The sequence below is a fragment of the Amycolatopsis sp. cmx-11-51 genome (genome assembly GCF_047608665.1).
Classification (GTDB): domain Bacteria; phylum Actinomycetota; class Actinomycetes; order Mycobacteriales; family Pseudonocardiaceae; genus Amycolatopsis.
Genome location: NZ_JADNQO010000010.1, coordinates 55,846 through 76,306 on the forward strand (window position 1 = coordinate 55,846; position 20,461 = coordinate 76,306).

The 20,461-nt window shown below is 69.1% G+C and carries 14 protein-coding genes and 2 pseudogenes; 7 read left to right on the plus strand and 9 right to left on the minus strand.

From position 1 onward, the window contains the following. The first annotated feature begins 3 nt into the window (after positions 1-3). Positions 4-2,178: a bifunctional lysylphosphatidylglycerol flippase/synthetase MprF gene (locus tag ACM6LU_RS28060; RefSeq protein WP_414940761.1), complete on the plus strand. Its 2,175-nt coding sequence runs from the start codon at positions 4-6 to the stop codon at positions 2,176-2,178. Here ACM6LU_RS28060 and ACM6LU_RS28065 read toward each other — a convergent pair. Next, positions 2,115-3,062 carry a hypothetical protein gene (locus tag ACM6LU_RS28065; protein ID WP_414940762.1) on the minus strand — a complete coding sequence of 316 codons (948 nt, stop codon included), beginning with the start codon at positions 3,060-3,062 and terminating at the stop codon, positions 2,115-2,117. The two genes, ACM6LU_RS28060 and ACM6LU_RS28065, sit on opposite strands and share 64 nt — an antisense overlap. Beyond that, positions 3,062-4,810 (minus strand): proline--tRNA ligase, encoded by a 1,749-nt coding sequence (locus ACM6LU_RS28070; RefSeq protein WP_414940763.1) that lies wholly within the window; start codon positions 4,808-4,810, stop codon positions 3,062-3,064. The genes ACM6LU_RS28065 and ACM6LU_RS28070 overlap by 1 nt, the downstream gene beginning before the upstream one ends. 126 nt (positions 4,811-4,936) lie before the next feature. On the opposite strand from ACM6LU_RS28070, the gene ACM6LU_RS28075 reads away from it, so the two are divergent. Further along, positions 4,937-5,293, plus strand: a complete 357-nt coding sequence (locus ACM6LU_RS28075) for a VOC family protein (protein ID WP_414940764.1) — start codon at positions 4,937-4,939, stop codon at positions 5,291-5,293. Between the two features lie 28 nt (positions 5,294-5,321). Next, on the plus strand, positions 5,322-6,224 hold the full coding sequence (locus ACM6LU_RS28080; protein ID WP_414940765.1) for a 2-hydroxyacid dehydrogenase: 903 nt from the start codon (positions 5,322-5,324) through the stop codon (positions 6,222-6,224). 109 nt (positions 6,225-6,333) lie between these two features. On the opposite strand, the gene ACM6LU_RS28085 is transcribed toward ACM6LU_RS28080, so the two are convergent. Both ACM6LU_RS28085 and ACM6LU_RS28090 read right to left on the minus strand, forming a co-directional pair. After that, positions 6,334-7,269, minus strand: coding sequence for an aminoglycoside phosphotransferase (locus tag ACM6LU_RS28085; protein WP_414940766.1), 936 nt, complete (start codon positions 7,267-7,269; stop codon positions 6,334-6,336). Between the two features lie 73 nt (positions 7,270-7,342). Further along, positions 7,343-8,311 (minus strand): GNAT family N-acetyltransferase, encoded by a 969-nt coding sequence (locus ACM6LU_RS28090; RefSeq protein ID WP_414940767.1) that lies wholly within the window; start codon positions 8,309-8,311, stop codon positions 7,343-7,345. A 59-nt stretch (positions 8,312-8,370) separates the two neighbouring features. On the opposite strand from ACM6LU_RS28090, the gene yaaA reads away from it, so the two are divergent. Both yaaA and ACM6LU_RS28100 read left to right on the plus strand, forming a co-directional pair. After that, positions 8,371-9,117: a peroxide stress protein YaaA gene (yaaA, locus tag ACM6LU_RS28095; protein ID WP_414940768.1), complete on the plus strand. Its 747-nt coding sequence runs from the start codon at positions 8,371-8,373 to the stop codon at positions 9,115-9,117. A 183-nt stretch (positions 9,118-9,300) separates the two neighbouring features. After that, a complete protein-coding gene (locus tag ACM6LU_RS28100; protein WP_414940769.1) occupies positions 9,301-10,752 on the plus strand; it encodes a trypsin-like serine protease in 1,452 nt (483 codons plus the stop codon). Here ACM6LU_RS28100 and ACM6LU_RS28105 read toward each other — a convergent pair. The 5 genes and pseudogenes from ACM6LU_RS28105 to ACM6LU_RS28125 all read right to left on the minus strand — a co-directional run bounded on the left by ACM6LU_RS28105 (position 10,691) and on the right by ACM6LU_RS28125 (position 15,695). Continuing rightward, a complete protein-coding gene (locus ACM6LU_RS28105; protein ID WP_414940770.1) occupies positions 10,691-11,113 on the minus strand; it encodes an Imm1 family immunity protein in 423 nt (140 codons plus the stop codon). The two genes, ACM6LU_RS28100 and ACM6LU_RS28105, sit on opposite strands and share 62 nt — an antisense overlap. Positions 11,114-11,206: 93 nt before the next feature. Continuing rightward, a pseudogene (locus tag ACM6LU_RS28110) lies at positions 11,207-11,284 on the minus strand (hypothetical protein); the annotation flags it as partial. A gap of 95 nt (positions 11,285-11,379) precedes the next feature. Continuing rightward, a pseudogene (locus ACM6LU_RS28115) lies at positions 11,380-12,912 on the minus strand (phytoene desaturase family protein). A gap of 72 nt (positions 12,913-12,984) precedes the next feature. Continuing rightward, complete coding sequence (locus ACM6LU_RS28120; protein ID WP_414940771.1) at positions 12,985-14,532, minus strand: S8 family serine peptidase; 1,548 nt, start codon at positions 14,530-14,532, stop codon at positions 12,985-12,987. Beyond that, positions 14,532-15,695 carry a S8 family peptidase gene (locus tag ACM6LU_RS28125; RefSeq protein WP_414940772.1) on the minus strand — a complete coding sequence of 388 codons (1,164 nt, stop codon included), beginning with the start codon at positions 15,693-15,695 and terminating at the stop codon, positions 14,532-14,534. The genes ACM6LU_RS28120 and ACM6LU_RS28125 overlap by 1 nt, the downstream gene beginning before the upstream one ends. Positions 15,696-16,004: 309 nt before the next feature. Here ACM6LU_RS28125 and ACM6LU_RS28130 point away from each other — a divergent pair, with 309 nt between their 5' ends. Together ACM6LU_RS28130 and ACM6LU_RS28135 are read left to right on the plus strand one after the other, a co-directional pair. After that, a complete protein-coding gene (locus ACM6LU_RS28130) occupies positions 16,005-18,830 on the plus strand; it encodes an ATP-binding protein (RefSeq protein ID WP_414940773.1) in 2,826 nt (941 codons plus the stop codon). Between the two features lie 499 nt (positions 18,831-19,329). Then, the gene (locus ACM6LU_RS28135; RefSeq protein WP_414940774.1) at positions 19,330-20,271 is read left to right on the plus strand and encodes a serine protein kinase RIO; all 942 of its coding nucleotides are present in this window, start codon (positions 19,330-19,332) and stop codon (positions 20,269-20,271) included. Positions 20,272-20,461 lie beyond the last annotated feature (190 nt).

Sequence of the window (20,461 nt, forward strand, 5' to 3'; positions counted from 1 at the left end):
TCCATGCCAACAGGGGGAAGCGGGACGGCCGCGCCGGGCCGGACGCACAAGATCGCCACGGTGCTGAGGCACCGGCTGCCTTTCACCACCCTCGTCACGGTGACCATGCTCGCGCTCGCCTTGGCCACGGGCGCGCTCTGGTCCGCCGCCGAGGATCGCGCGGTGTACCCGTACATCGCCTATGGGTTGCCGTCGCTCGAATCAGGCCGGTGGTGGACGTTGCTGACCGGACCGCTGTTCGCGGTCGTCCCGCTGTACTACCTGCCGATGGTGCTCAGCTTCGCCTTGTTCGCCGGGTTCGCGGAATGGCGCCTCGGCACCCGCCGGGCGATGGCCGTCACCATCGGCGGCCAGTTCGTCAGCGTGCTGGTCGCGGTCCAGTTCCTCGCCTTGAGCCGCAACTCCGGCTGGGAGTGGGCGGAACGGGTCGCCGGCAGCCTCGACGTCGGGTTTTCCGGGGGCGCGCTCGCCGCGGTCGCGGTCGCCAGCGCCACCCTGCGCCCGCCGTGGCGACTGCGGTTGCGTGCCGGATTGTGCGTTTACGCCGGGATCGCGATCATCTTCGTCGGCACGCTCGCCGACCTCGTGCACTTCTTCGCCCTCGTGCTGGCCCTGCCGTTCGGGCGCCGGTTCCTCGGTTCGACGGACTCCACCCGCGAACGGCGGCCGAGCCTGCGCGAGTGGCGGTTCTACGCCATGGCCGGTCTGCTGGTGCTGACGGTCGCCGAACTGGTGATGTCCTTCGTGCCGGGCAACGGTCCCTTCGGTTCGTCCGAGGAACTTTCGCTGTCCACCTGGGAAGTCGTCATCCTGTGCCTGATCGTGATGCCGATCATGAACGGCCTGCGCAAGGGCAACCAGGTCGCCTGGTGGTGCGCGATGATCCTGACCTCGTTCGTCATCCTGCAGGTGATGGCCTACGGCGGGGTGCTCGCGCTGGCCGAGGTCCTCGGTGAGGACACCGGGCTTTCGGACCCGCCGCTGTTCTTCGTGGACAATCTGCTGTGGACGGTGGAGTTCGCACTCCTGATCGCCTCGCGAGGGGCCTTCCGCGTGCCGTCACGACGGAAGCGCCGCCGTCTCGGCCGGATGGGCAACCCCGCGCTGGCCCGCACGCTGCTCAGCCGTCACGGCGGAAGCACGCTCTCGTGGATGACGACATGGCCGCAGAACTCGTACTTCGTGACCGCGGACGGCAAGTCCTACCTCGCCTACCGTCGGCACGCGGGTGTCGCCATCGCCCTCGGTGACCCGATCGCCCCGGACGGCGCCGGTGACCGGACGATCACCGAGTTCATCACGATGTGCGAGAACACCGGGCTCGTGCCGTGCCTGTTCTCCGCCACCGGGAGCACCACCGCCAAGACCACGGAACTCGGCTGGAAGCAGGTCCAGGTCGCCGAGGACACCCTGATCGAACTGGAAACGCTGGAGTTCCGCGGCAAGCGCTGGCAGGACGTGCGGACCGCGCTCAACCGCGCCAAGAAGGACGGGATCGAGTTCCGGCTTGTCCGGCTCGCCGATCAGCCTCGTTCGGTGATCTCGCAGGTCCGCGCGATCTCCGAGGAGTGGATCAGCGACAAGGGCATGCCGGAAATGGGTTTCACGCTCGGCGGGGTCGACGAGGCGATGGACCCGGAGACCCGCGTCGGTCTGGCGGTGGACGCCGACGGCGTGGTACACGGCGTGACGTCGTGGCTGCCGGTCTACACCGGTGCCGGCGCCGTCGGAGGCTGGACGCTCGACGTCATGCGCAAGCGCGCTGACGGTTTCCGTCCCTCGATGGAGTTCCTGATCGCTTCGTCGTGCCTCGCTTTCCGCGAGGAGGGCGCGAAGTTCGTGTCGCTGTCCGGCGCTCCGCTGGCGGGCTCCGGCGAACCCGCGCACGCCGTCGAACGCGTCCTGGACGCGCTCGGCACGATGATGGAACCGTTCTACGGATTCCGTTCGCTGCACGCGTTCAAGGCGAAGTTCCAGCCGCGTCACGTCCCGCTGTACCTGGCGTTCCGCGACGAGGCGGATCTGCCGCGGATCGGGATCGCGCTCGGCCGGGCCTACCTGCCGAACACCGGACTGCTGCGGCTGGCCAAACTCGCCAGGTCCGGCAAGAGGCCTCAGCGCAGCGTCGAAGGCGGCGGCGTGATGGTCTTGCGGTCGGCTTCCGGAACGCCCCGGTAGGTCTTGAGGATCTTCAGGATCAGCTCGCGGTCCGCGCTGCCCTGTTCGTCGGAATCCGAATAGACGAGCAGGGCAGCGGACGCGTCTCCCATGTCCACCGCCTGTACGCCGACCAGAGCGCGCTTTGGGACGCAGGGGCCGGTCTGCGCGAGGGTCACCTCCGCGACGACGATGCTCGCGGGGACCTTCTTGCCGGTGCCCAGCGTGAACTCCGCCGCCTGCGCGGGTTCCGCGAGGATCTTGGCGGACAGCGGGCCGTCGTCAGGGTTGTACGCGCTCACCGCGAGGTCGTTCAGCGCTTTGGCCGCCGCGGCCGGCGCGTCGGGGAGCTTCACGGTCGTCAGGCCGCTGCCCCCGATCCGGCTGCCCTTGACCGCCGGGCAGTAGCCCTCGCCGACGAAGGCGCTGGAGAACATGCTGATGCCGGGGACGAGAGCGCTCTTCTCCCAGCCGTGGACAGTGCCCGGTTTCGGCGCCCAGTTCGGCGGGACGTCGTAGGCGACCTGGCCGTCCGCCCCGGCCACCGACTGCCAGCCTTCGGTCACCGGCGGAGCGACGACCCGAGGCGAAGGCGTGTAGACGACCGGGGTCCGGGTAGTCGGCGTGCTGCCGCTCGATGACCGATCCGAGCCGTTGTTCGCCAGTGCGGCGACCGCGATGACGCCGAGCGTGGCGAAGAGGCCGTACATGGCCCTTCGCCCGCTTCGCGACATCGGCTGCTTCGCCGACTTCTGCGGCTCGGGGGTGGGTTGGACAGGAGCGTTGAGCTCGGGCGACGGCGTGTAGCCGGGCGAGTCCGAGGGCTGATAGCCCCCGAACCCGCTCAGCGCCTCTTTGTCCTCATAGCCCGGTTCGTCCCCGCGCTTCTCGCCGAACAGGCCCATTACGAGCGGACGAGCTTGACCAGGTGCTCCACGACCGCGTCGACGGCGATCTCCTCGCGGTCGCCGGTGCGGCGGTCCTTGACCTCGACGACGCCGTTCGCCAGTCCGCGCCCGACCACCAGGATGGTCGGGACGCCGACGAGTTCGGCGTCCGCGAACTTCACGCCAGGGGAGGCCTTGCGGTCGTCGAGGACGACCTCGATCCCGGCGGCGTCCAGTTCGGCGGCGAGCTTCTCCGCGCCCGCGGAGACCGTCTCGTCCTTGCCCGCGATGACGACGTGCACGTCGAACGGCGCGACCTCGCGCGGCCAGATGATGCCGAGGTCGTCGTGGTTCTGCTCGGCGAGCACGCCGACCAGCCGCGAGATGCCGAGGCCGTAGGAACCCATGGTGATGCGGATGGGCTTGGAGTCCGGGCCCAGGGCGTCCAGCTCGAACGCGTCCGCGTACTTGCGGCCCAGCTGGAAGATGTGCCCGATCTCGATACCGCGCGCGGCGACCAGGGTGCCCTTGCCGTCGGGTGAAGTGTCGCCTTCGCGGACCTCGGCGGCCTCGATCGTGCCGTCGCCGGTGAAGTCACGGCCCGCGACCAGGTCGACCACGTGGTGGTCGCGCTCGTCGGCGCCGGTGACCCAGGCGGTGCCTTCGACGACGCGCGGGTCGAGCAGGTAGCGGACGCCGTTGTCCTTCAGTGCCTTCGGGCCGATGTAGCCCTTGACGAGGAAGGGGTTCTTCTTGAAGTCCGCTTCTTCGAGCAGTTCGAACTCGGCGGGCACGAGCGAGGCTTCGAGGCGCTTCGTGTCGACCTCGCGGTCACCGGGGAGACCGATGGCCAGCAGGTCCCACTCCTTCGCGCCCGGCCGGCGCGTCTTGACCAAAACGTTCTTGAGCGTGTCCGCGGCGGTGAAGGTGCGGCCGAGGTCGGCGGCGTTCAAGAACGCGACCAGCGACTCGATGGTCGGCGTGTTCGGCGTGTGGTGGGTCTTCGCCTCGGGCAGGCCCTCGATCGGCTTGGCCTCGGGAGCGGGCGTGGTGACCGCTTCGACGTTGGCCGCGTAACCCGATTCGGTGCTGCGGACGTAGGTGTCCTCACCCGTCTCGGCGACGGCGAGGAACTCTTCGGAGGCCGAGCCGCCCATCGCGCCGGAGGTGGCCTTGACGACGACGTACTCGATGCCGAGGCGGTCGAACAGCTTCGTGTAGGCCTGACGGTGCAGGTCGTACGACTTCGCCAAGCCCTCGTCGTCGAGGTCGAAGGAGTAGGAATCCTTCATGACGAACTCGCGGCCGCGCAGGATGCCCGCGCGGGGGCGCGCCTCGTCGCGGTACTTGGTCTGGATTTGGTACAGGACGACCGGGTAGTCCTTGTACGAGTTGTATTCACCCTTCACGGTGAGCGCGAAAAGCTCTTCGTGCGTCGGGCCGAGGAGGTAGTCGGCGCCCTTGCGGTCCTTGAGGCGGAACAGGGCGTCGCCGTACTCGGTCCAACGGCCGGTGGCCTCGTAAGGCTCCCTCGGCAGCAACGCGGGGAACTGGATCTCCTGCGCGCCGAAAGCGTTCATCTCCTCGCGCACGACGTTCTCGATCCGGCGCAGCACCCGCAGGCCCAGCGGCAGCCAGGAGTAGCCGCCCGGGGCGACTCGGCGGACGTAGCCGGCGCGTACCAGGAGCCGGTGGCTCGGTACCTCGGCGTCCGCCGGATCCTCACGCAGAGTGCGAAGGAACAACGACGACATCCTGGTGATCACTTCTGGGCTCCTCGCTGGAATTACGCGCTTAGACGTTCTGCGCAGCGTAGTCACCCCACCCCTGGCAGGTTCAACCGGTTATCGCGGGTGCCCGGTTTTGTCGGTGGGTGCCGCTAGCGTTCGGGGATGGGCATCAAGCTGGGCATGATCACGATCGACTGCGTGGATCCGCGCGGCCTCGCGGCGTTCTGGACGCAGGCGCTCGGAGTGGAAGTGGACCAGGACCACGGCGGAGAGTTCGTGATCCTGCGCTCCCAGGTGGAGAACGGACCCGTCTTCGGGTTCCAGCGCGTGCCGGAGCCGCGCGCGGGCAAGAACCGGGTCCACGTGGACTTCGGTACCGACGATGGCGAAAAGGAGGTGGAACGCCTGATCGGATTGGGTGCGAAGAAGCTGGACGAGCAGAAGGTGCCGGGCCTGGCCTGGACGGTGCTTGCCGATCCGGAGGGCAACGAGTTCTGCGTCGCGACCCACCACGGGTGACGCCGATCCCGATGGTCAGAATGGCGGCATGACGGAGCGAGCCATCCTGCCCTGGTCCGACGTCGAGCTGCCCCAGGGCCTGGCAGCCCGGTTGTACGACGGCACCGGTCCGTTTCCGGACGGCGACCTCGATGACGTCGAGGTCTACGTGCTCCCGTACGACACCGGCATGGAGCCGACGAAGCTGATCGCTCAGCTTCCGTCGCTGAAGCTCGTGCAGTCGCTCTCGGCCGGGGTGGAGAAGCTGTTCCCGCTGGTGCCGGCGGGGGTGAAGCTGGCCAACGGCCGCGGCCTGCACGACCTCAGTGTGGCCGAGCACGCGCTGGCGTTGATCCACGCGTCGCAGCGGGATCTGCCGCGTTGGTTCGCGCAACAGGCGAGGGGATCGTGGCAGCGTGAGCACACGCGCTCGCTGGCCGACAGCCGCGTCCTGCTGGTCGGCCACGGCTCGATCGGCCAGGCCATCGAGCGGCAACTGGCCGCGGCCGAAGCCGTCGTGACCAGGGTGGCGAGCACGGCCCGTCCCGCGGAGCGGGTACACGGCGTCGGCGAGCTGGCGGCGCTGCTGCCGTCCGCCGACATCGTGGTCCTGATCCTGCCCGAGACACCCGCGACCACGGGCCTGATCGGCGCCGCGGAACTCGCCGCGCTGCCGGACGGTGCCCTGGTGGTGAACGTCGGGCGAGGCTCGGCGGTCGACACCGCGGCGCTCACGGCCGAGACCGTCGCCGGGCGGTTGCGTGCCGCGCTGGACGTCGTCGATCCCGAACCGCTGCCGTCGGACCATCCACTGTGGACGGCGCCGGGCGTGCTCGTCACGCCGCACATCGCGGGCGGGTCCGCGTCGTTCTACCCGCGCGCGAAGCGGCTGGTCGCCGAACAGCTGCGCCGGTACGTCGCCGGGGAAGAACCGCTGAACGTAGTCGGCTGACAGGACCCAAGCGGCTGAAGGGGACTTTCCCCGCGTCTCACGCGGTGAAGGGCGCTTTCGTCGCATGGCATGCGGGGAAAGCGCCCTTCAGTCCGGTCGAACCGAGCGTCTAGGGCCAGTGCGTGCGGTAGGCGAGCCAGTCGCGCATGGCCGCGGCGAGACGGCGCTGCGCCGCGCGGACGCCGGTCGTCGCGGGTGGTTCCGGCAGACGGCACGCTCGTTCGGCGTGGCCTGTCAAGGCGACGCCGAACGCGGTGACCGCCCAGACCGGGACGCCGGTGAGCACGGGACGCCGCCGCAGCAGGCGGTCGACGTCGGCGGGCTCGTGCCCGGCGTCGAGCAGATACGGGACGAGCGCGACCAGATCCAGCCAGCCCGCGCCTCGCGCCGGGTAGCGCCAGTTGGTGACCAGTACCCGTCCTGGTCCGGTCCGCACCAGGTACTCGGGCTGGATGTCGTTGTGCAGCAACGTGTCCCCGGCCGACCAGGGATGCCAGGAAGTCTCCAGCTGGACGAGCCTGTCGAGGTTGCGGACGGCCCAGCCGTCGAGGTCGTCGGGCGGTTCCTTCGCCAGTTCGTGCCAGCCGCGCAGGATCGGGCCGAGATCGTCGAGCGCGTCCGGGACGTCGGACAGCGGGCACGGCGTGAGCGTGCGCCCGAGCGCGCCGAAGGTGGCCAGAACCGCGGAGAGGTCCGGCGACCCAGGGCGCAGGTTCGGCCTGGCGCCGTCGAAGTCGGCGAACGCGAGCACCAGCCATTCGCCATCCACAAAGGACAGCAACTGCGGCGTCGGCGCCTCCGGGGGCAGCCGCCGGGCGATGGCGGCCTCCATCCGGTAGCCGCCCGCTCGCGGACTGTACGCGGGGATCGCCTTCAGGAAGACCCAGCGATGACCACGTTCGAGTTCGAGCCTCGCGGCGACACCGCCGTCGAACTCCGGGGTCTGCCACAGCGAACGGCGGACCACCGACCCGAGCTCTCGCTCCACGGTGTCACGCGTCGCCGAAGGGAGGTCATGCCAGCCGAGGCGTGCGGAAACCGGCAACGCCCTACCACCCCCAGCGATCTCTCCGAGAAGATCGACTGTACCGAAATCCACCCTTTCGGGTATCAACCGGTCAGTTCACGATGGACTTCACGTACCCGGCCCAGCGCTGATGTTCGCTGAAGCCGACACGCTCGTAGACACCGAGGGCGCGGTGGGTGTTGTCCTGATCGACGTTGAGCGAAGCCCGCTGGAAGCCCTTCGCCTTGGCCTCGACGATCGTGTGCCCGAGCAGTGCGCCCGCGATGCCGCGCCCGCGGAGGGCCGCGTCCGTCGCGACGTGACTTACGTACAGGTCCTTCACGCCCGTAGCAGCCGCGTCGGAGGCGAAGAACGCGCTCAGCACCATCGCGACCACTCGGTCGCGCTCCGGGCTCAGCAGCAGGAACGACAAGTCCGGCTGGAAGTCCTTCCCGCCGACCACCAGATGCCGCCAGGCCTCCGGAGACTGCTCCGTGCTCCCCCAGTGGTCCGCGAAGGTCTCGTTGCGAGACCGAAGGGTGAAGGCCTCGTACTTGTCCTCGTACGTGACGAGCGGGAACTCTTCGGGCAGCGGCTTCACCGGCGGGATCGAGCCGAGGTCGGCACGCATGTCGACGAACCACCGGGCGTGCTCGTACCCGGAGCCTGCCAGGACTTCGGAGAGCCAGCGCTGCTTGGTGTTGGCCGCGGCGTGCAGTTCCAGTGGCACGTCCGGGTGGGACTTCGCGTGGAGCCGCTTCCCCGCCTCCTCGAACCAGCCGGTGAGGTGCGCGGCGATCGCGTCGTCGCGGTACTCGGGGTGGACGAGCGTCTCGGCCCGCATCATGTGCACCGGATTCGCCGCGTCACGTCGCCTGAGCAGACCGTAGGCGACCAGCTTGTCGCCATCCCAGGCGCTGGTGGACGCGGTCGGCAGGTCGACGGTCGGCGTGCCGATCTCTTCGGCGAGATCTTCCGCGCTGTAGTGCTCCTCGATCGGCTCGACACGCTCAGCCGCGGCGAAGGTCTCGGCCAGTCGCGGCATGTCGTCCAGGGTCAGCGGGCGCCAGGTCAAGCTCATACGGACGAGGCTAAGCCCGCGCCTCGGGGTGACGCACTCCATTTAGTTACGCTTTCGTGGTGCTCGTGCTCCTCCCCCCTTCCGAAACCAAGGCCGCCGGAGGCACCGGTGCGCCGCTGGACCTCGGCGCGCTGTCGTTCCCGGAACTGAACCCGACCCGGGCGAAGCTGGCCGACGCGCTGGCCGAACTGGCGGGCGATGTCCCGGCCAGTGTCGCCGCACTCGGCATCACGCCGCGCCAAGCCGACGAGGTCGCCCGCAACGCCGAGCTGTGGACCTCACCCACGATGCCGGCGCTACGCCGCTACACCGGGGTGCTCTACGACGCGCTCGACGTCAAGTCGTTCACCAAGGCGACGCTGGCGAAGGCCGAGAAGCGCCTCGCCGTCGCTTCGGCACTGTTCGGCGTGGTCGCGGCCACCGACCCGATCCCCGCGTACCGGCTTTCCGGTGGGAACACGCTGCCGTCGTTCGGGACCGTTCGCAGCGTGTGGAAGCCGACGCTCGAACCAGTGCTCCAGGGCGTCGAAGGGCTCGTCGTCGACCTGCGCTCCGGGACCTACTCGGCGCTCGCGAAGCTCCGGCCGGACGCGGTGACCGTGCGCGTCGTGACCGAGGACGCCAAGGGCAACCGGACGACGGTGAGCCACTTCAACAAGGCTTACAAGGGAAAGCTGGCTTCGGAGCTGGTGAAATCCCGCAGCGAGCCGTCCACTGTGGAACAGCTGCTGCGAGTGCTGTCGAAGGCGGGCCTCGACGTCGAGCGCACCGGCGACCACAGCCTGGAACTACTCACCGGGGATTGACCCGACGGACAACTCACGTGGCGAATCCGGCCGCGGTCGTGTTCTCCGTCCAATCACGCGTGTCGTCCATCCAATCACGGGTGTCACGCGCATTAGTTCCGTACCCCTACGGGCTTCTTCCTCGGTTGTTCCGCCAGGTGCACATGCGGAAAGTGATTTCCAGCCACCTGGAAAGGAACCACCGTGAACAGAAGACAACGGCTACTGGGGATCGCCACCGCCACCCTCGGCTGCCTCTCGGTCCTCCTGCCCGCGCCCGCGGCCGCCGCGAACCTGACCGCCGTCACTCCGACGGATCAAGCGATCGTCCCCGGTGGACCGCAGACGAACTCCATCGGCGGCACCCCCGCCTCGGTCAAGGACCACCCGTTCATCATCGCGGGCCTGCGCCAAGGCGGGACGCGGCCGCAGGGCCAGACCTGCACCGGCTCGGTCGTCGCGCCGCGCAAGATCCTGATCGCCGCGCACTGCAAAGCGGCCGACGGTGAGAAGAGTTTCCTTTACGGGCTGGACGATCTCAACGCGGGCGGCGGGACGCGGATCGGCGTCGTCAGCTATGACATCCACCCGAAGTACGTGAACTTCGACCAGGGTTACGACGTCGCGGTCGTCACCACGGACGCCGACATCCCGGTGCCGGGCGGGCAGTACGCGAAAGTCGCGACGTCGGCCGACACGGAGCTGAACAAGCCGGGCAAGTCCGGGCTCGGGCTGGGCTACGGCAAGAAGAACCACAACGACAGTCCCGCGAACGTCGAACTGCACAAGTTCACCCTGCCGATCGTGCAGGGCAGCAGCTGCAACGGTGTCGGCGCGGGCTTCAAGGACGCCACGATGATCTGCAGTGGCTACAGCGACGGCCACGTCACGATCCTGCCGGGTGACAGCGGCGGGCCGCTGATCGTGGACGGCAAGGTCGTCGGCGTCGCGTCGTGGAGCCGCAGCGACTTCAAGTGGTACAGCGTGTACGGCAGGCTCAACAACGACATGGGCGACTGGGTCAAGGAAAAGATCGGTGCGCCGCAGAACCCGGAGAAGTTCTCCCTCGGCGTGACGCCGTCGTCGCTCAAGGCCGAGCCGGGCAACTACGTTTCCGCCACGGTGACCAGCAAGCCGGGCAAGGACGGCACGGAGAAGGTCGACCTGACCGCGACCGGACTTCCGGACGGCGCGAAGGCCACGTTCCAGCCCGCGTCCATCAACTCGGGCGACTCGGCGAAGGTGACCATCGAAGTTCCCGCCGGGACGGCCGAAAAGGACTACGCGGTCACGATCTCCGGTAAAGGGACCACCGACACGGCGACCGCGAACCTGACGCTGACCGTCGGCGACGGCGGGCCGCAGCCCGGCGAACTCCAGGTGAGCGTGAGCCCCGGCAGCGGGACCACCCAGCCCGGGTTCTTCAGCAACGTCAAGGTTTCCGCCACCGGCGGGACCGGCATGATCACGCTGTCGGCGGCCGGACAGGGCCTGCCGTTCGCACCGTTCTTCACCCCGAAGACGATATCGAGCGGCGGTAGCTCGACCATGCAGGTGGTCGCGCCGTTCCAGCGCGGCACCTACCCGGTGACCGTCACCGCGACGGACTCGGCTGGCAAGACCGCCACCGCCACGTACACCCTGACCGTCCAGTAAGCAGATGCGCGTAAGGCCCCCTTCCCTCGGTTGAGCCAAGGGAAGGGGGCCTCCACGCGCTAGACGTCAGCCACGTGATGTTGTCGGGTCCTGCGCCACCGGACTCGACGAATCGGCGGACGGCTTCGCGGACCTGGTCGACCGGGATTTCGGCGCTGGCGGGTACCGCGCGAACATGTGCCTGCTCGTCGTACTCGACGGTCCCCGGTGAGTCTGCAGAATGGCAGGTGTGACAAACCCGCGAGCGCCGTTGACGCCTACGTCGAGGACTTCGCCGGATTCCTCGTGTTCGACAGCGGCCATCCGCGGCAACTCGCCAGGGTCCTGGGCTTCGGCCATGCGAGAAGCAGCGCGTCCGCATCGGCCGGACTAACGAGTTCTTCCCCTTCGCGGGTGTAATAGGCGATTACCGCCATCGTGGTGAAACCCTTCCGGTGTAGGTCTTCACGAGGCCTTACGTCCCGTACACGGTGATTGTGTAGTCCTCGGGAAGGACAGCGGGGAGCAGCCTGTCACAGCCGTACGGACCACCACACGGCCTGTTGTATCACGACGGTGATATGCCTCGAAGAAGTATCGGACTCACGAGGGTAGCGTTCTTCGACAAGCGCCGCGTCGACCTTCTGTTCAGGACCGGGAAAGCACCGCCATCGCGGCATTGTGCCCAGGAATCCCCGAAACACCACCACCCCGCACCGCCCCGGCGCCACAGAGCAGCACCCGCTCGTGCTCCGTCTCGACACCCCATTGCCCCACCTGAGCAGCATCGGCCGCGTAAGGCCACGACAGATCCCGGTGGAAGATGTGCCCCGCGGGCAACCCCAGCTCAGCTTCGAGGTCCAGCGGCGTCTTCGCTTCCACGCACAACCGCCCGTCCGGAGCCCGCAGCACGCAGTCCTCGATCGGCTCGGCGAGCACACTGTCCAAAGAGGACAAAGTCGCTCGCAACGCCTCCTCGCGCACGGCGTCGTTGCGTCCCTCGAACAACCGCGCGGGCATGTGCAACCCGAACAGGGTCAACGTCTGCACACCGGCGGCCTGTTCGGCCGGGCCGAGGATCGACGGGTCGGTCAGCGAATGGCAGTAGATCTCGCACGGCGGCAGCGACGGGATCTCACCCGCGGCGGCCTCGGCGTAGGCCGTCGCCAGCTGCTCGTAGCCCTCATTGACGTGGAACGTGCCCCCGAACGCCTCGCGCGGATCGACGCTCGCATCACGCAGCCGCGGCAGCCGTGACAGCACCATGTTCACCCTGAGCTGTGCGCCTTCCGGCGCCTCCGGCGGCTCCTCCCCCAGCAACTGCGCGAGCGTCCGCGGCGCGACGTTGGCCAGCACGTGGCCGCCGCGCACGGTGAATTCGTCATCACCCAGGCGATGACGCACTGAGCCGTCCGGGTCGATGGACAGCACCTCGGCGCCGGTCACCAGCCGAGCCCCGGCCGCCCGCGCGGCCGACGTGAGCGCGCCGGTCACCGCGCCCATACCGCCCACCGGAACGTCCCAATCGCCGGTCTCGTTGCCGATCACGTGGTACAGCAGGCAAAGGTTCTGCCGAAGATCGCCGGCGTCGGCGAAAGTCCCGATCAGCGCGTCGGTCAGCACGACGCCGCGGACGGTGTCGTCGTCGAACAGTTCGGTGAGCGTTTCGGAGACCGGCCGCTCGAAAAGCGCGTCCCAGGCCTCCGGCTCGATGCCCGAACGCAGCTCCTCCCTGGCGAGCAACGGTTCGGTCAGGGTGGGGAACGTCCGCTCCGCGACACGGGACGTCATCGCGTAAAACCGTTGCCACGCCTCGAAGTCCTTGGTTGACCCGGTGAGCGCGGAGAACGACGACGCCGTCCGGCCGTCGTCGCCCGTGTCGACAAGGAGACCGCTCTATCCGACCGGGGTGTACGACGACAGCCGCCGCCGACGGAGATCGAGTCCGAGCCCGAGGTCCGCGATGATCTTTCGCGGCAGCAGGCTCATCAGGTACGAGTACCGCGAAAGCCGGACGTCGACGCCGGGAAACGCGCGGAAGGACACCGCCGCCCCGCCCACCTCGTCACGGCGTTCCAGCACCAGCACCGAACGGCCCGCCCTGGCCAGGTAGGCCGCCGCCACCAGGCCGTTGTGCCCGCCACCGACGATCACAGTGTCGACCACGTCGTACGACTCCATCAAAAGCCTCCCAGCGAAAACGACAGTACGCCGCGGTCATCGTGACCACGGCGCACCGCCGTTCGCAAGGACTCAGAAGGTGATGGAGAAGCCTTCGATCGTCCCGCTGTCGAACCGGTGAACGTCACGGACCCGCAGCTTCCAGGTCCCGTTCGCCGGTTCGGACGAGGCGTTCACCGAGTACGACGTGTGCACGCCGCTCGCCTCGCCGATCCCTCCCGCTGGCTTCAGCGCGAACACCGCGCCGCTCGGCCCGACCAGATCGATCGCCAGGTCACCGGTGTAGGTGTGCGCGATGTCGACCTTGACCGGCAGCGTCGCCGACGCCTTGCCGTCGCAGCCTTCCTGCGTCACCGAACTGGTCACCGCGTCACCCGCGTCCGGAATGGACACCGGCGTCGTGTTGGACTTGGCCCCGCACTTCGGACCGGGGCCGCCACCGCCGATGAACGACACGTTCAGCAGCTTGTTCACCGTCCCGCCCGGCAGGCCCTTGAGTACGCCGTCCGAGGCGTTGTTCACCAGCGCGTCCCGCGTCTGCTGCGCGGTGGCACCGGAGTTGGCGGACAGGTACAGCGCCGCCGCGCCCGCCACATGCGGCGTGGCCATCGAAGTCCCGCTCATGTTCGCCGAACCACCGTTGGACGTGGACAGCGACGTGATGTTGCTGCCAGGGGCGAAGATGTCCACGCAGGAACTGTGGTTGGAGAACGAGGACTTGTTGTCGTTCTCGTCCGAGGCGCCGACCGTGATCGCCTCGGGGATCCGCGCGGGGCTGACGTTGCAGGCGTTCTGGTTCTCGTTGCCCGCCGCCACCGCGTAGACGAAGCCCGCCGCGATGGACTTCTTGATGACGTCGTCGCCGAGCCCGACCTGGTCCATCCGCAGGCTCAGGTTCGCCACCGCCGGTTTGGTGCCGTTCGCGGTCAGCCATTCGGCCGCGTCGACGATGGCGGAGTCGGGACCGTTGCCCGAACAGTCGTTGCCCAGCACCTTCAGCCCGACGAGCTTGACCTTCTTGGCCACGCCGTAGGTCTTGCTGCCGATGGTGCCCGCGGTGTGACTGCCGTGCCCGTTGCAGTCCTTACCGTTACCGCCCACGAAGTCCTTGCCGATGGACGCGCGCCCCTCGTACTCGGGGTTCTCCGGGTTGATCCCGGTGTCCATGTCGTACGCGGTGACGCCCTCCCCGGTATTCGAGTAGGTGAAGCTCTTGTCCCGCGGCAGGTTCTTCTGGTCGATCCGGTCGAGACCCCAGGTGGGGTCGGTCTGGGTGCCGACGGCACGCGCGGTGCCGTCCTGGTAGACCGCCTTGACCGCCGGGTCGGCCGCGAGCCGCCGGGCCTGCTGCTCGGACATGCCCTTGACCGAGAAGCCGCGGAGCACGTTCTTGTACGCCGACCGGACTTCGCCGCCGTAGCGGCCGGTCAGCGCGGCCGACGACTGCTCGACCGCCATGGCGCCGACCTCGTGGAGCTCCACGATGTACTGGTCCCCGTAATGCTGATTCGCCTGCACGACAACGCCTTCCGCCTCCGTGGCGAGGGCGTTGCCCGCGGCGAGCGCGGCCAGCGCGGTGGCCGCGACGGCCACCAAACCGGCCCGCACGCCGCGGCGCATCAGAGACCCGCCACGTTCAGCAGCTTGTTGGTCGAACCGGTGCCCGGGCTCTTCACCACACCGCTGGTGGCGGCGTTGGCCAGCCCGGAGGCGACGGCGGCGGGGTTCGCCGACGGGTTCGAGGTCAGGTAGATCGCGGCCGCGCCGGCGACGTGCGGGGTCGCCATCGAGGTGCCGCTCATCTGCTGGGTACCGCCACCGTTGCGCAGCGAGGTGATGCTGGTTCCCGGCGCGAAGATGTCGGTGCAGCTGCCGTAGTTCGAGAACGACGACCGGCGGTCGTCGCTCTGCGTGGCGTTGACGGTGATGGCCTCACGCACGCGGGCCGGGCTGGTGCCGCAGGCGTCGGTGTTGGAATTCCCGGAGGCAACGGTGTTGGTGATGCCTGCCGAAACCGCGCGGCGCACGGCGGAGTCCACACCGGAGTCGGCCGGTCCACCGAGGCTCATGGTGAGCACCGACGGGCCCTTGGCGTTCTTCACGACCCAGTCGATCCCGCTGATGATCTGCGAGTACTGGCCGCTGCCCTGGCAGTTCAGCACGCGGACCGCGACGATCTTGGCGCCCTTGGCCACGCCGTAGGTGGCGCTGCCGACCGTGCCGGCGACGTGCGTGCCGTGACCCTGGCAGTCACGGGCGTCACTGTCGTTGTCGATGAAGTCGTATCCACTGGTCGCGCGGCCGCCGAACTCGGACTGGCGGTAGTCGACACCGGTGTCGAGGACGTAGACCGTCGCCCCGGCACCGTCGTTGGGGTACGTGTACTTCTTGTCCAGCGGCAGGTTCTTCTGGTCGATCCGGTCGAGGCCCCAGGTCGGGTTGTTCTGGGTACCGGTCATGTGCGCGACGGCGTCCTGCTGGACGAAGTCGACGGCCGCGTCGGCGGCGAGCCGCTTGGCCTGCGCCTCGGTCATCTTCGCCGAAAAGCCGTTCAGCGCGGCACTGTAGGTGGCCTTCACCTGGCCGCCGTACTTCGCCGCGAGGCCGGCGTCGCCGCTCTTCAGGAAGACGATGTACCCGTCCGTGACGGCTCCCGGCACACCGGCGCCGCGGATCTGCCCCTCGGCGGCCGTGGCAGATCCGGCGAAGGCCAGCGAGGCCGCTACACAAGCGCCGGTGAGCACCGCACCCGCGATCCGGTGACGTCGAAGTTCTCCACGCATTTCCTGAGCTCCGTTCACTCGAACAGGTGGTTCGCGCCGACAGGAATCCGGGCCGACGCCGTGACGAACAGTCACGCTTCACCCACTTTCGGGTGGCGGGACCTGCGCGAACAAGCGAGGCAACGGTCCGTAGGACTACGTATCTAATAGGGAAAATCACCATCCCTACGAAAGTTGTGTGACCGTCCGAGCGGGTTCCGTGATCGCCGAACACGCGCTTAAGCTGCGTTCACTCGAACGGTGTTGTTCGTGAAGCGGGGGTGACCCGGCATGGTGATCGGTGGCTGCCGACGCAGGACGAGTTCGCCCGTGCTCGTCGGCCGTGATGCGGAACTACGAGAGATCCTCGACGGCGCGATGCGCTCGCCGGCGGTGATCATGCTCGAAGGCGAAGCGGGCGTGGGCAAGACCCGGCTCGCCACCGAACTGCTGGCCTGCCCCGAACTGGCCGGGCGTCCGGTCCTCACCGGAAGCTGCCAGCCGCTGCGCGAGCCCTTCCCGTACGGCGTGGTCTTCGACGCGCTCAAGGACGTCCGACCGGCACGCGAACTCAACCCCGTGACCGGTGTACTCGGCCCCTACCTGCCGGAACTCGCCGCCTTCCTGCCCGCTCCGCCACCCCGGCTCGGCGATCCGAGGGCCGAGCGGCACCGGCTCTTCCGCGCCGTCCGGGAACTGCTCGGCTCGCTGGGACCACACGTCCTCCTCATCGAAGACCTCCACTGGGCGGACGACGGTTCCCGCCGCCTGCTGCGGTTCCTGATGACCGACCCGCCCGCCGGCCTGACCCTCCTGCTCACCTACCGGCGTGAGGAAACGCCCGGTGGCATCCCGCTCGGCAGCGCCTACCGGGCCGCTCCCGGCACCGAGCACGTGCTCGTCGCTCTCCGCCCCCTGGACCGCGACGGCGTCCAGGCACTGGTGTCGGCCTTGCTCGGCGAGGCGAACGTCTCGGCCGAGTTCGCGGCGCGGCTGCACGAGCGGACCGCGGGAATCCCGTTCGTGGTCGAGGAGATCGTGCACGCGATCGGGGGCATCGAGGGCGCGGTGCACGCCGACGGCGCGACCGCGCGGCGTCTGCTCGACGCGGTCGAAGTCCCGGCGCTGCTGCGCGAGGCGACGGTCGAACGCCTCTCCGCGCTGCCGCCCGCCGCCCGGCGGATCACCGAGGCCGCCGCCGTCCTCGGCACACCGTCCACTTCGGACCTGCTGGCCGCCGCGGCGGCCCTCACCCCCGAACGCGCCCACCCCGCCCTGGTCCTCGCCCTCGAACGCAACGTCCTGGTGGAGACCGGCGATGGCGAATACGGCTTCCGGCACGCGCTCGCCCAGCAGGCCGCCTACCGCACCATCCCCGGCCCCGACCGCCAGGAACTGCACCGGCGCGCCGCGCGGCTGTTGCGCGACCGCCTCCCGCAGTCCCTGGTGCGGCTCGCCGAACACTGCCGCAAGGCCGGCGACCGGGCCGGTGCCCTGAAATACGGCGAAGCGGCCGCCGATCAGGCGTCGGCGGTCGGCGATCTCGCCACCGCGACGGATCTGCTCCGCACCCTGCTCGACGAACCGGGCCTGCAACCGTCCGATGTGGACAGACTCGCGGTCAAGTTCAGTTCGGTGGCGTGCAACGGTCTCGGTCAGACCGAAGTCATCCCGGCGCTGGAACGGCTGCTCACCGACGGCAGGCTGTCCGGACGGCTGAGCGGCGAGGTCCGGCTGGGCCTCGGGCTCCTGCTGGTCCGCCAGGCGGGCGGGCTCGAGGCGGCCAGGACGGAGATCGAACTCGCCGTCAACGACCTCCCCGACCGGCCCGACCTCGCCGGACGCGGGATGGGCGTCCTCGCCCAGCCGTGGGTCGGCTCGACCCCGCTGCCGGAGCACCGGCGATGGATGGATCGTGTGGACGGGCTCATCGACCTGGCCACCGACCCGCGCCTGAAGATCATCCTGCTGGCCAACAACGTGGCGTCGCGGCTGCACATCGGGGACGCGCGCGGCTGGGACATGCTGGACCGGGCGCCCACCAGTGTCGCCTCGGCCGACGAGCAGCGGCATCTGGCGCGGTTGCATTGCAACAGCGCCGACGCCTGTGCCTGGATCGGCCACCACCGTCGCGCCAGAAGCCTGCTGCGCAGCGGCATGCAGCTGGCCGCCGACTGCGGGGCGCCGTACGTCGTCAGCACCGCCCGCGCGACCGCGGTCCACACCGACTGGCTCACCGGGAACTGGGACGGCCTCGCCGAACGGGCCGACGCGCTGATCGACGAATACCGCGACCTCCTGCCGGTGACCAGCGAACTGTGCCTGGTGCTGGGCCTGCTCGCCGCCGCCCGCGGCGAATGGGACGAAGCCGCGGTCCGGTTCGCCGGGACAGCGGCGGACCAGCCGGAGAACGCGTACACGCCGGTCGCGATCGCCGCGCACGCCGGGATGGCGGGCATGCTGCTCGCGCAGGACCTCGGCGAGGCCGCCGTCACGCAGGCCGAGAAGGGACTGGAACTCTTGCGCGCCAAGGGTGTCTGGGCCTGGAGCGCCGACCTGATCGTGGCCGCCGTCGACGCGTACTGCGCCACCGGGCTGGACGCCGCGGCGCAAGCGCTGACCGACGAGTTCGAACGTGAGATCGGCGACCTCGACGCGCCGTCCACCCATGCCGCGCTGGCCGCGAACCGCGGCCTCATCGCCGCGTCCCGGGGCGACCACGAGGCGGCGATCGAGGCCTTCGAGCAGGCACGGACCCGCTACGACGCCCTTCCAGCGCCGTATCACGCGGCGCTGATCGCCGAACGGGCCACGCGCTGCCGACTGGCCTGCGACGAGGACGTCGCCGAGACGTTCGCCGCGCTCGCCGAAACGTTCGACCACCTCGGCGCCACCCGCGACGCCGCGCGCTGCCGCCACGCCTTCCGGTCCACTGGCGCGGTCGCCCCCTCACGGCGCGGCCGCCGGGGCTACGGCGACGAACTGTCCCCGCGCGAACGCGACGTCGCCCGGCTGCTGGCCGCCGGGCATACGAACCGGGAGATCGCCGAGGTGCTGTTCCTGTCCCGGCGGACGGTGGAACAGCACGTCGCGAGTGTGTTGCGCAAGCTGAAGGTGCGGTCCCGGGGTGAGCTGGCGGGGCTGCGTTCGGCTTAGGAGTCGTGAGCGAGGCCGGTGGCCGGGTGAAGGCTCCCTTCGCCGCGTCCGATGCCACGAAGGACGCCCTCGGCCCTGGTCAGACACGGAGTCGTGAGTGGCGATTCGGGTTAAAGCCATGAGTGTCCGAGATACCTGCTGGATTCTGGGCGCGAGTGATCGCCGATTCGGTCCGTGAAGACCCGACGGCCGTGTCGTGAAAGCCACTTCCGGGACGTCAGACGTCGCGAAAGGGGCTTTCGCGACACCCACCCCGCGACCGACACCGAAGAACGGCACGTGCACGCCACGTTTGCCTTACTCCTCATTAATTCGGTTGCGCGCGTCCGGCGGTGTCCAGGATGATCGGGCTCGATCCGGCAGGGAGCCGGTGGATGCGACAGGGAGGTGCGTCGTGCAGATGACTGTCCGGGGCGTTGGCCGCCCCCATCCACTCGCCCCTCGCGGCTGAGCCACGACGCTCGCCCGGTGGGGCATCCCTGACTAGGAGAACCCACCAGTGCGCAAGCACGATCTCGAAGAGTCCTACGAACAACGTCCACGCCGCACCCGTCGCGCCCGTTTCGACGACGAGCCCGAACCCACCCGCGGCGGACGGCTCACCGAAGCCGAACGCGTCCGGCTCGCCCGGCTGCGCGAGGACGCCTACACCGAAACCGCCATCCCCGACGGCGCCGACCGTTGGAGCACCTGGGGAGACGCCGAGCAGGGGCCGCAGCCGCGGCCGGACTGGGTGATCACCGAACTGGCGGCGGTGGACACCGAACTCGGCATCCTCAAAACCGGCAAGGAGGCCGACGTCCACCTCGTCCGGCGCAACCTGCCCGGCACCGAGGGCACGGTGCTCGCGGCCAAGCGGTATCGCAGTGGCGAACACCGGTTGTTCCACCGCGACGCCGGCTACCTCGAAGGCAGGCGGATGCGGCGTTCGCGGGAGATGCGGGCCATGGAGTCGCGCAGCAGCTTCGGCCGCAACCTCATCGCCGAACAGTGGGCGGTGGCCGAGTTCACCGCGCTGAGCAGGCTCTGGACGGTCGGCGCGCCCGTGCCGTACCCGGTGCAGCGCGACGGCACCGAGATCCTGCTGGAATTCCTGGGTGACGGTGAGACCGCCGCGCCGCGGCTGGCGCAGGTCCGGCCGGAACCCGGGCAGTTGCGGGAACTGTGGTTCCAGACCGCGGCGATGCTGGAACTGCTGGCGTCGCAGGGTCTCGCGCACGGCGACCTCTCGGCGTACAACCTGCTCGTCCACCGCGGGCAGCTCATGGTGATCGACCTGCCGCAGGTGGTCGACATCGTGGCCAACCCCGGCGGGCTCGAGTTCCTCGCGCGCGACGTGCGGAACATCGCCACGTGGTTCCACTCACGGGGACTGCCCGAGCGACTGACGGCGGTCACGGAGCTGATCGAGGAACTGCAAGAGGTCGCCGGGTTGCGTTGACCGTCCACAGTGTCATGAAAGGGTCTTTCCTGACGTGATACGTCAGGAAAGACCCTTTCATGACACCCCAGGAGAAGCGGCGGTGGAGACCCTGCCCACAATCGGTCCCTCCGGTTGGGAGGCCGGATAACGGTCCGGTACAGTAGTGCTAGACCGCATCGGCGGCGTGGATCAGTGGTGTCCGTCGCTT